The sequence below is a fragment of the Rahnella sp. 1L-D-7-B-C2 genome (assembly GCF_057290995.1).
Genome location: NZ_JBXAVQ010000038.1, coordinates 1 through 4,453, shown reverse-complemented (window position 1 = coordinate 4,453; position 4,453 = coordinate 1). Strand labels below are relative to the sequence as shown.

At 55.2% G+C, this 4,453-nt stretch carries 9 protein-coding genes; all 9 read left to right on the top strand.

Features of this window, described 5'->3' with window-relative positions; genetic code table 11:
- The coding region (locus AC0Z7K_RS24285) for a hypothetical protein (protein ID WP_485616253.1) at window positions 1-336 on the top strand (336 nt) is incomplete at its 5' end.
- A 9-nt stretch (window positions 337-345) separates the two neighbouring features.
- Complete coding sequence (locus AC0Z7K_RS24280; protein ID WP_112198754.1) at window positions 346-573, top strand: hypothetical protein; 228 nt, start codon at window positions 346-348, stop codon at window positions 571-573.
- 46 nt (window positions 574-619) lie between these two features.
- Window positions 620-976, top strand: coding sequence for a hypothetical protein (locus AC0Z7K_RS24275; protein ID WP_224266908.1), 357 nt, complete (start codon window positions 620-622; stop codon window positions 974-976).
- Window positions 973-1,308, top strand: a complete 336-nt coding sequence (locus AC0Z7K_RS24270; RefSeq protein ID WP_224266909.1) for a hypothetical protein — start codon at window positions 973-975, stop codon at window positions 1,306-1,308. Before AC0Z7K_RS24275 ends, AC0Z7K_RS24270 begins: the two co-directional genes overlap by 4 nt.
- A 52-nt stretch (window positions 1,309-1,360) precedes the next feature.
- Window positions 1,361-1,735 (top strand): DUF3085 domain-containing protein, encoded by a 375-nt coding sequence (locus AC0Z7K_RS24265; protein ID WP_112198752.1) that lies wholly within the window; start codon window positions 1,361-1,363, stop codon window positions 1,733-1,735.
- 61 nt (window positions 1,736-1,796) lie between these two features.
- A complete protein-coding gene (locus AC0Z7K_RS24260) occupies window positions 1,797-2,096 on the top strand; it encodes a hypothetical protein (protein ID WP_112198751.1) in 300 nt (99 codons plus the stop codon).
- A 671-nt stretch (window positions 2,097-2,767) separates the two neighbouring features.
- Window positions 2,768-3,118 (top strand): hypothetical protein, encoded by a 351-nt coding sequence (locus AC0Z7K_RS24255; RefSeq protein ID WP_112198734.1) that lies wholly within the window; start codon window positions 2,768-2,770, stop codon window positions 3,116-3,118.
- Window positions 3,119-3,168: 50 nt separating this feature from the next.
- On the top strand, window positions 3,169-3,306 hold the full coding sequence (locus tag AC0Z7K_RS24250; protein WP_157962165.1) for a hypothetical protein: 138 nt from the start codon (window positions 3,169-3,171) through the stop codon (window positions 3,304-3,306).
- An 11-nt stretch (window positions 3,307-3,317) separates the two neighbouring features.
- Window positions 3,318-4,139 carry an N-6 DNA methylase gene (locus AC0Z7K_RS24245; protein ID WP_112198733.1) on the top strand — a complete coding sequence of 274 codons (822 nt, stop codon included), beginning with the start codon at window positions 3,318-3,320 and terminating at the stop codon, window positions 4,137-4,139.
- The last annotated feature ends 314 nt before the right edge of the window (window positions 4,140-4,453 follow it).

The window sequence follows — 4,453 nt, the reverse complement described above, 5'->3', positions numbered from 1 at the left end:
TCCGAAAGATGGGGGGCGAAAAGCACGTCCCTGCGCATGGACGGCTTTATCACTGATATTTCGTCAACGCATCCCTTCGATGTGATCCGCGCCGACGTGGTGATTTCCCGTCTGGAGGCTCAGGCGAGCAACGGATGCGGTCTGTATTTCGAGATTTACGAATCCCGCCTGATCAGCAGTGCGTTAAATCATCTTTCTCGTCTGCCGATGAAAGACCGTCCGGTATTTATCGGTGTGGCAGACCGCAGAGGGATCACGCTTTCGTGGGCGGAAGAAGACCGCAGTCAGGCGGCTTACCGTGAAGTAATGGCTGAGATTGCAGCAGAGCAGGAATAAGGAAAAACAATGATCACCTACATCACCGACCAGAGAGAAGGGGAGCCGGATATTTTAACGCCGGTTCGGCACGAACCCCTGATTATCAGGACGCTCGGAGGCGTTGAGATATTGCGACAGAAAGCACCACAGGACGGCTGGACGCATGACCAGTTAACCACTGTTCAGCCTGATGATAGCGGCGAAGGCTCAGAAGCCTATTTAGGGGCTTCGTGGGTTGGTTCAACAGAAGTGTAGTGAGAATGGCGGGATCCTCCCGTCATAAAAATCAAGGAAAAACATCATGTATGCACCTGAAATCACCACCGGCAGCGCGGGAGTAAGTCGGTTCGAATGGAACGCAGCAGCGGAGGCCGCTTACTGGGAGGCGCGGGCAAAATCTTATGTGACCGCGCCGGTGGAAATCGACCTGCACAGATATATGGACGTGCTGGGGACGTTACCGCCGCTGGACTGGCAGGGCGATCGGGACAGCGAATCATTCAAGTTTGCCGAAATGATGTGCGGCAGCGTGACGGACATTTACGCGAAAGTCGAAGGCCGGTATTTCCAGCTATGCGATGAATGCACCCTGAGCCATGCCGAAATAGTGCGACGTATTAAGGAGGTGTTAAGCAAAGAAACCGTAGTGCAGAAATGAAAAAAGCAGACTTTCGTCTGCCTTGTCATGCCGGTTTGTCCCGCAAAAGCCAGACCGGCTATCAATACTCGATTGGAGTTCATGCCATGAATACTGAAGCACAGATAATTGCATCCCCCGTGCCGTTTGTAAAGTCTGAGACGGCAAAAAAGCATCCGCGCCTTGTGCGCGAACCGCTGAAAAGTCAGGACATCTCCGTGCCGTTTAAGGCGCTGGGGCGTCACATCGCCAAATGTCAGCGCAAACGCCAGTCCGTCAGGGTGCCCGCAATGCGAGCCAGTGAACTCGGACAGGTGCTGCGCACACTGGAACTGAAACGGGCTTACGCCTGATGACCTTGCCGCCCCTGCGGGGCGGCAATTCCAAGACTTTATGGGGTAGACGATGAGTAACAAACTGTGGTTTAAGGCTGAGAAGCTGGCACCGGTGATGGCTGACGTTAAAAAGAATGGCTGCAAGCTGTGGTTTATTGCCGATGAGGGCATTTATCTGACCGCTGAAAAGGCCACGTTCGTGCACGATCGGCGTAATATTTCCTATGCCGAAGGATTCGACCCCGACGACTGGGACGACGCGGGCGAAATGTTTGATGCCGTTGACAACGCATCAGGCGGCAGCGGTGACGTATGGGAAAGCATAAAGTTAGAGCCTGAAATGCTGGATGTTTTGATAACAGGTGCGGCGGATCTGACGATTGAGGTCACGAATAACGCGTTCGTATTTAGCGCAAGCCTTCGTGATACGGGTAAAACAGTATGAGCAAACATACTGTTTGTGCGCACGAGTATGGAGACACGCATAAAGCCATGAGGGGCAAATCATGACCGAAAACTTCTGCGATATTGAGTCTAGGACGTCCGTGCGTCCACACGTTATGCTGATCGTAGCCGAGCTTGACACCGGCACCGGCTTTCATTTTGTTTCACATCCAACGCTGTCAGGTACTGATGCCAATCTGTGGTTTCCGCTGACTGAGGGGCAGGCGCTGCATGTTGCCGTTGAACAGGTGATGGTCATGAACCACGCGGCGAACAACGTTGTCCGGCTGGACGTTTTCCATCAAGGCGACAGACACACCGATTACAAAGTCATCTATAACCCTGAAATCAGGGTGTGCTGATAAGAGGGGCGGGGCGGATCACGCTCTGCCCCTGTTTTTGTGTCGCCCTTTCAAATGCCCCGGCGGGCTATGCCCGCCCAATGCTGAGTGACTGGGCGGCTGCGCCGCCCCTCTTCTCAGCTATGTGTCGGGGGGTTGTCTCTCTCTTCCCTTACTGTCTCTTCCTCTCCTGGCTTTTACTCGTCTTTCTCTGCCTGGTCATCGATGTCAGGTCTTTCTTTTTCACAACAAACCATCACGGCCGGAACATGGCCCCCTTCGGCTCCCGACCTGCGGCCGGTCGTCGAGCCCGACTGCGCTAACCGGCAAGCCGGTAAGCTCCGCGTAACCCCACCGGGGTTACGGCCTGCGGCTAGGGTCTGATGGCAACGGCCAGGTCAACCCCCGCAGGCGGCTGCGCCGCCGCACGGACACTGGCCAGCGTCGCTGGCCGCTAAGGTCGCCGCCTCGTTCCTCGCCGTCGGGTGTGTGCATTCTGCCGGGTGCGGTTGTCCCTCTCGCGGTCAGCCCTTACGCGGAGGGCTGGGTGTAGCACCGCCACCCAGGTTAACGCAAGGGTGAAGTGCACGCCTGCGGCGCCCTTGCGTTCCCCCGTGCGTCGTCGCTACTTCGCCCTTTGCCGCGAAAGAACTCACCGAGAGATGACATTTAATCTGAAGGGGGCCTGAAGAATGCACACACAAAACGTCAAGACCGCCGCTCCTGAATCTTCCGAAAGATGTGTGAAAAACACGTCATTAATCGTAGCCGAACAAGGGGCCTTGTTGGATGAACTCTCCGGCCTCTACATCTATGAAGTCGCAACGGGCGAGGATGAAATGGTTGAAATTTTACGCCGTTATCTGGTTCCGCTGGCCTTGAATGTTGCTGAGACCACGGGTGCCGGTAAAGACGGCAAACCGTGCGTATTTTTCCCTGTTGCACAGTGCTGGATGCTGGCGAAACGTGTTGTAGAGAGTCGCTACAGCCTTCTGGGTCTTAGGGCGTGGGAGCGCGTTCGCGCGGAAATTTTTGGTCATTAGTTATACCTGAAGGCGGGATTTCCCCGCCTTCACTCAACAGGAGAAACACCATGTATACATCTGACATCCCCACCGGCGACGCGGGTAAAAACCGGTTCGAAAGGCGCGCAGGCGCGGAGGCCGCTTACTGGGCGACGCGGGCAAGATCATATGTGACCGCATCGGGGACGTTAACGGGCGGCATCTAAGGAGTCGTTTCATGTCACAGTTAAATTTTGATGACCTTTTCAGCGCATGTCAGGGGGAGCCGTCAACTGATGGGACCGTAATCGCCAGCGTATCGGCGAAAATGCGTGCGCCAAAGAACTTGATTACCTCAGATAATGCACGACGTGAGTTTATCCGCGTGTTCGGTCAGACGGCACGATACCTGCGCCGCTGGGATGTGTTCTGTGATTTTATCACGCTGGCCGCCAGCGAGCTGGATATTGCTACCGTCCGCACCGATGAGAATATCGAGAGAAGCCGGAAAATCTGTGCCCGCTATGAGGCCGCTGATCTGGAAAACCTGCACACGCTGTTCTGTATGCTCGTTTGCGCATTGCAGGGAAAATATCAGGATTTCCTCGGGGCAGTTTTTATGGAGCTGGATTTAGGTTCTGATGATATGGGGCAGTTTTTCACGCCATATCACGTGCAATCCCTTATGGCTCGGCTGATGTTCCCCAAGGCGGCGGAAACCATTAACAAAGAAGGCTGGGTGACACTCAGTGAGCCATGCTGCGGAGCTGCTGGCATGGTAGTGGCTTATGCAGAAAGCATGTTAGAGGCAGGGTTCAATCCCTCTGAACAATTGTTCGCGCATTGTATCGATCTCGACCCCGTGGCAGCGGATATGGCCTTTATTCAGCTGAGTTTGTTGGGAATACCTGCTGAGGTGGTCACGGGGAATACGCTCACCCTGCAGTTTAGCCGTGTACGATACACGCCGGTTTACTATGCCAATGACTGGGAAGCGCGTTTTGCGTTGCGCAGAAAATACGAGGCGATGAAACAGGTTTTGTCGTTGCTCACAGCCTGATCATGAGGGCAGGGGAAACCCTGCCATTTTCGCCCGAAACCCCCAGCGGGCTACGCCCGCCAGTTCCTGAGACAGAGGGCGGCTGCGCCGCCCTTCTTCTCCGGCATGTGTCGGGGGATTGTCTCTCTCTTCCCTTACTGTCTCTTCCTCTCCTGGCATTTACTTTCCTTTCTCTGCCTGGTCATCGATGTCAGGTCTTTCTTTTTCACAACAAACCGTCACGGCCGGAACATGGCCCCCTTCGGCTCCCGACCTGCGGCCGGTCGTCGAGCCCGACTGCGCTAACCGGCAAGCCGGTAAGCTCCGCGTAACCC